Origin of the sequence: Neobacillus drentensis (assembly GCF_036965425.1) — a bacterium.
Taxonomy (GTDB): Bacteria; Bacillota; Bacilli; order Bacillales; family Cytobacillaceae; genus Neobacillus; species Neobacillus drentensis_F.
On record NZ_JBALPP010000170.1, the window covers coordinates 1 to 5,814 of the forward strand.

The window sequence follows — 5,814 nt, forward strand, 5'->3', positions numbered from 1 at the left end:
GTGTTCCATAAATTTAAGAAATTTATATAAAATATAGGTATTAGCTGTAATATATGGTAAAATTTTTATATCCTGTTTGAAAGAAAGGAACATGTGACCTGTATGCCATCATTTACTCTGTAATGGAAAACAATTGGATAACTTCTCTTATGTAAAAAAACTTACGGTTTTTTGACTACGGGAGAGGTCTGTCTACATCCCATTACAGAAGGAATACAGCGAACTGCAGTCTGTTACGTTTAAAAGACAATGCGTTCAAAGGTTCTCCTGCCATTTGGGGACCTTTTTTTGTTGTGCATGCTGCAAGAATTTCAAATAGGAGTTGTATTCCTCGAATCATTATTCGAGGTGATAAACGATGGAAATGCTAACAATGCCAATGGTTTTACTTCAAAAACGTGAAGCTGATACCATAAGAAGACATTGTAAGATGTGCAAGAAGGTAACCGTTTTTTCCGATACAACGATTAGGAGACATAATGCGAACGGAAAATACATTTATCAGTTTGCTATTTTTAAATGTCCTAAAAACCATACTTGGAACAAGAAACTAGATATTTACAAGTCATTTTCTGACCATGTTATTCCTGAAAACCTTATTCCCACTGAGATTGAAACGATAATAAAGACTGAGAGATTCTCCATGCAAGGATTAGCGGAACAACCAGTCATTGAATTTAAAGTTACCGTTGTGGAAGGAAGCTTTCGCCTGGATCAAGCCTTAGCCAGCCATATTGAAGGATTAAGCAGAACTGAAATCATCCGAAAAATCAAGAACGGTACGATTTTATTAAACAATGAAAATACAAAACCAAGTCAAAAAGTGTATTTATACGACACGATTTTGATATTAAAAACAGATTAGATGGAAAATAGGAGCTTGGTGAATTTCCTAAGCTCCTTAATAACGGAATTTAGTTCATTTTAAGTGAAATTAATAAAGGTGCTTACAATAGATAAGTTTCATATTCAAGTAACGGTGTTTGAGTTAAAGATGGACGCTGCGGCTGTCTTTTTTTGCTTATTATGCGAACGGGCAGTTTAGCTGAAAAAAGGTTAATTAAAAACAGGCTGAGAATTATAATGTAAATAAATATACAGGGAATGATTTTGATGAAGCCGCATATCTCAATTGAAGTTGATTTAGAAACTTTAGAAAACAGACAAAACTTTACCGGGAAAATTTACTTCGTCATTGACTACCATCGTTATTTTCCCGAAGAAGGATGGTCTGATTTTGTAGTTACTATATTAACCTGGTGGATAAATTCAATTAAAGGGTTAATTGTTTCTGATTTCGGAAGAACTTTTGAGTTTGATTTTATGGACGGCACTCCAATTGTTTTAGCTAAGAAGTTAGATAATGAAAATTTAAAATTACGCTTTTGCATAGATGAGGGGGTAAAACGCCAAATAGTTAAAACAGCAAATTGTTCAATTAAAGAAGTTAGAGATTCAATCCTGTCTGTTTCAAAAAAGGTAATCTGGTCATTTGAAAGAGAAAAATGGAACAGGGAAGACATTGATGAACTTAAAGACTTAGTTTTATCCTTAGAACGATACCCATTTCCTTATTAAATTAACGGGTGCAAGAGTTAAATAAAAAGTAGCGATTTTTCTTGGTCTTAAGAGTGTACTTATATTTGTATTCCCGATAAAGATAAAATAGTTATTAAGCAAATTTCTTAAGGAGTGAACTCCCATTACCAGTTTTATTATTGATTTACTAATTGATATTGCAGGCGATATAATTGGACATTTCATTCCTAATTTGTCATCTGAGTCAAAATTCCAAAAACACATTATCAGATTAAGGGAAGAAGATTGGTTTTCCTTAATGGAGAAGGATTATAGATACGAATATATAATTTACAATAACAGCAGGGTGAAGCGGTTCTTAAGTAGTGAAAAAAATGTAAAAATGATTACAAGTATGGATGTGGAGAAGGAGAAATTCATAAGTTTAGTAAAAGAAGAACATGCCAGATTTACAAGGTTACGATAACTTTAAAAAGTGCTTTTAGACAGGATAGTAGTGATGAAGGGAACTTGTGAAACATTGTACTTACACTAACGGGTGCAGGAGTGAAGCAGGCAGAACAATAATGATAGATAAATTCCAGTATAAGTCTCCATTCGTCTAATTGGCGTTATAGCTGACAAACTGTTTTTGGAGAAGTATTTGAGGCTATTTATTGTTTTTGTGCAAAGGCACTGAAAAAGATTGCCGAAGAGATGGATTAATCATCTTCAACAAACGGGTGCATTAATTTAAGAAAGGGATTGCTGCGACGATCCCTTTTCTTGTTCAACTAACGGCGCCGGATAGTTCAATAAGAGAATTGAATATTACTACCTATAAATTCACTTTTAAGGTGGCGATAACTTCAAAGCCTTATCTATCTGTATAAAAAGGATTTGCATTTTTTATTGGAGGATTAAAATGAGTAAGAACAAACTCTATTAAATCAGTTTAGCGATTACACTTGCTTGTGCGTTATCCCTTAAGGAGGGAAGGAGTAACACATGAATGGGCGATTTTCTTATCACTAAGGAATCTTTGGTTTTTATTTTTATTACTTATGTAACATTTTACATAGTTCTCTTCCAGACCATTATTAACGTTTTACTAGTTCTAGGATTATTTTGCTAATTTTGTAAATCCCCGTTTGCAAATCTATTAATGGTGCATAGCCGTAAGATAGGCGAAGACAACGATTGGATTCTTGACCATAAATATTTCCTGGATTAAGAAGAATACCTTCGGATAATGCCTTTATATAAAGTTCCCTCATTGACAAACTTGGTAGTATTTTTAACCAAATGAAAAAACCTCCCTTTGGTACATCCCATGTGGCAATACCCTTTAAATGAATTTCTAAAGCCTCTAGTATTACCTGTCTCCTTACTTTAAGCTGTTCTCTTACACACTTAAGATGTTGCTCATACAACCCACTTTTTATCCATTCAGCAGCAACCCGTTGAGATAAGGAACCTGAACCATAATCGGTTTGCATTTTGATATCGGATAATCGTTCTATTACAGGTTCTGGACCGACAATCCAACCGATTCTTAAACCCGGGCTTAACGTTTTGGACAAACTACCCAGATACAATACGTGTCCATGTTTATCCCTTGCCTTTAAAGGAGGAGGTGGCGGATCATCGATCCATAATTCTCGATAAATATCATCTTCAATCAAAGGAAGCTGTTCTTTTTTACATACTTGAATGAGCTCTTGTCGTCGTTTTTCTGACATTAATATCCCCGTAGGATTATGAAAACAAGGAATCGTATATAAAATGGATCTGCCTCGTTGTTTGTTTGATAGGGAAACGGAATTTTGCAAAAGACCATGTTGATCTATTGGTAGACCTGTAAGCTTCATCCCTGCTGATTGAAACACGTGTAGAGAATAAAGGTATGAAGGCTTTTCAAGTAACACAGTCGATCCCCTGTGTAGAAGGCCAACTGAAATCAATTGCAAAGCCTGTAATGCCCCAGAAACAATTAAAATGGAAGAAGGCGAGACATGAACACCGATTGTGCTTAAATAGTCGCTTAACACTTCTCGTAGAGGCAAAAATCCTTTTGGTTCTTCATATCCGAAAGCCTCTAATTTATCTGATATCCTTCGCATTACAAGCTTCATTGTATCTAAAGGAAATACTTCTTTAGAAAGTTCACCTTTACTAAGTTGAATAAGGTTTATGTTTGATTCGGCTTGATTAATCTCTTGGACAGTCACTTGACTCGGTTTGAGTAATCCCGATTTGACATGTTCGTTCCAATCGACTGAAGGACTTGTGCACAGTAATGTCCATGTATTATTAGCTACGAATGTACCTTTTCCCATTTTTCCCTCAATCAAACCAACAGCCATTAATTCCTCTAAAGCAGTGATGACGGTACTCCGATTTACATCAAACCACGTGGACAATTTTCGCTGACTAGGGATTTTACTTCCTATCGGCCATTCCCCATTGGCGATTTTCTCTTTGATATAATCCACGATTTGTTGATACTTAGGAGACTCTTTCTTTTTTTTCCAATCGATGTTGCTCATTAAAAAATTCTCCTTTACATTTATTTATTAATTTAAGTGGTTGGTTTTAGGAATATCAAACTGGTTGGAGACATTTTATCAAATACTGATTAAAATGGGAAAGGAAAAAGCGAAAACACAATATTGGTTGGGTTTAGTTGTGCAAAGGATGTGATAAGTTGGCTCAAAAATGGAGCTTCAGTGTTATAGTTGCGTATGGCCTAACTATTTTTTTATGGGCTTCAGCCTTTCCTAGCATACGGGTCGGATTAGAGTCCTATACGCCTGAACACCTTGCTCTTTTTCGATTACTGATTGCTTCTGTAGTGCTTGTATTGATCGCAATCATAACTCATATGCGTTTACCGGAATTAAAAGATATTCCTGTTATTTTATTGCTAGGTTTCCTAGGTTTCTCTGTTTATCATACAGCTTTAAACGTTGGAGAGAAAACAGTAAGTGCAGGTGTTGCAAGCTTGCTTGTATCAACGACTTCTATTTTTTCATCTCTTTTAGCCGTTTGGTTTCTTAGAGAAAGGTTTAGATTATCAAAGTGGATTGGTTCTATTATAAGCTTTTTAGGAGTGGCTTTATTCTCGTTGGGTACAGGGCGAAATTTTGAATATACTACTGGGATTTTATTCATTCTTTTAGCATCCTTTTCAGAAAGTTTATATTTTGTTTTTCAAACACGTTATTTAAAAAAGTATGGATTTCATGCATTTACAACCTATACGATTTGGGGGGGGACGTTATTCATGCTTTTCTTTCTCCCAGGATTAACGAGTGAAATGACGAAATCAACAATAGAATCAACACTTAGTATTGTGTACTTAGGCATGTTTTCTACAGTTATTCCTTATCTCGCATTAGCTTACACAACTTCACGTGTAGGAGCATTGGAGGCAACTAGTTCCCTTTATTTAACGCCGGCACTTGCATTTGTCCTTTCATGGGTGTGGGTTGCAGAGGTACCAAAACTCCATTCTATAGTAGGAGGGGTTATCACACTATCCGGAGTTATGCTCTTTCATTTCAAAAAAGACAAAAAACAGGGTAAAGCACTATAGTCAACAACTTTCAGAAATAGGGATGAAGAAAGTACAAAGGTTCTTCTTCGCATTAAAAAGATAAAGTTACTATTGGTATGAAGATGTAATTGAAACAAACGGTAGAACTTTATAATTAATACTTTTGGGAAATAGGGGAAAGGTGTGAAGTTATGCAAGAAAAAAACTTTGTTATTATAGAGAAGGCTGGATTATATGCTATACCAGTAACTATATTAGTTAAGGAAGCAAGTATATTTGATGCTGATGTTCACTTAATATACAATGACAAACAAGTGAACCTTAAATCAATTATGGGTGTTATGTCTTTGGGAATTCCAAAAGGTGCCTCGATTAAAGTATTGTCAGATGGTCCGGATTCAGAAAAGGCATTAGCTGCATTAGAGCACACAATGAAAAGAGAAGGTCTAGTTGATTAAATTCTATAGGAAGAAGCTTTTGGTTATTATGTTATAGAAATAAAATATGGTACATTTATGTTTTTTAATCATTTAGAGTTGTTATTAGTGAATACCAGGCAAAGCCTAAAGATCGATTAAAATCGATAGGTAAAATCATTCTAACCCGATCTTTAGGTTTTTCATATATTATAATGCTATTTTTATCTGATAATTAAGCTGAAAGGAAAGTAAAATTGGTGAAATTCGTATGAACACGCACTTACAGATTATTCCTACTCTGTACTCCTTATACTATTT

Annotated in this window: 5 protein-coding genes; 4 read left to right on the forward strand and 1 reads right to left on the reverse strand. The window is 34.7% G+C overall.

Annotated elements, in window-relative coordinates; translation table 11 throughout:
* The first annotated feature begins 358 nt into the window (after positions 1–358).
* Complete coding sequence (locus V7161_RS29005) at positions 359–865, forward strand: cytoplasmic protein (RefSeq protein ID WP_420491688.1); 507 nt, start codon at positions 359–361, stop codon at positions 863–865.
* Between the two features lie 248 nt (positions 866–1,113).
* Positions 1,114–1,578, forward strand: coding sequence for a hypothetical protein (locus V7161_RS29010; RefSeq protein ID WP_335716237.1), 465 nt, complete (start codon positions 1,114–1,116; stop codon positions 1,576–1,578).
* A gap of 1,040 nt (positions 1,579–2,618) precedes the next feature.
* Here V7161_RS29010 and V7161_RS29015 read toward each other — a convergent pair.
* Complete coding sequence (locus tag V7161_RS29015; RefSeq protein WP_335716238.1) at positions 2,619–4,067, reverse strand: PLP-dependent aminotransferase family protein; 1,449 nt, start codon at positions 4,065–4,067, stop codon at positions 2,619–2,621.
* A 158-nt stretch (positions 4,068–4,225) separates the two neighbouring features.
* On the opposite strand from V7161_RS29015, the gene V7161_RS29020 reads away from it, so the two are divergent.
* The gene (locus tag V7161_RS29020) at positions 4,226–5,116 is read left to right on the forward strand and encodes a DMT family transporter (protein ID WP_335716239.1); all 891 of its coding nucleotides are present in this window, start codon (positions 4,226–4,228) and stop codon (positions 5,114–5,116) included.
* 152 nt (positions 5,117–5,268) lie between these two features.
* On the forward strand, positions 5,269–5,535 hold the full coding sequence (locus V7161_RS29025) for a phosphocarrier protein HPr (protein ID WP_335716240.1): 267 nt from the start codon (positions 5,269–5,271) through the stop codon (positions 5,533–5,535).
* The last annotated feature ends 279 nt before the right edge of the window (positions 5,536–5,814 follow it).